Here is a 727-nt window from a genome sequence, read left to right on the forward strand (position 1 = left end):
GACCTGATGGTGATGAGCAAAAAAGCCTTGCTTGATTTTTATGAGCAAGAGATGGAAGATTGCCGCGAAGCTGGCATCTTGTTCTCACTGCATGTAAAAGCCACCATGATGAAGGTCTCACACCCTATCGTATTTGGCCATGCGGTTCGAATTTACTACAAAGAAGCATTTGAAAAACATGGCGAACTCTTTGATGAGCTCGGCATCAACGTCAACAACGGTATGGCGGATCTATACGACAAGATTGAAACGCTACCAACCTCAACGCGTGAAGAAATTGAGCGCGACCTACATGCTTGTCAAGAGCATCGCCCACGTCTGGCCATGGTTGATTCTGCCAAAGGTATCACCAACTTCCATTCACCAAGCGATGTCATCGTTGACGCCTCTATGCCAGCGATGATTCGTTCAGGTGGTAAAATGTGGGGCGCTGATGGCAAAATGTATGATTGTAAAGCCGTCATGCCAGAGTCTACCTTTGCTCGTATTTACCAAGAAATGATTAACTTCTGCAAATGGCATGGTAACTTTGATCCAACGACCATGGGTACCGTACCAAACGTCGGCCTGATGGCACAAAAAGCAGAAGAGTACGGCTCACACGATAAGACTTTTGAATCGAGTGACGCTGGTATTGCTCGTATCGTTGATGTGGATACCGATGAAGTATTGCTCGAAAAGCGTGTTGAAAAAGGTGATATCTGGCGCATGTGTCAGGTTAAAGATG

1 protein-coding gene is annotated in these 727 nt (G+C 46.1%); it reads left to right on the top strand.

Annotation, left to right across the window (positions count from 1 at the left end; genetic code table 11):
- Positions 1-727: NADP-dependent isocitrate dehydrogenase (locus ACS8FC_RS17310; RefSeq protein ID WP_439297691.1), on the top strand; the 727-nt coding region annotated here is incomplete at both ends.

It is taken from the genome of Psychrobacter sp. 1Y4 (assembly GCF_051847555.1).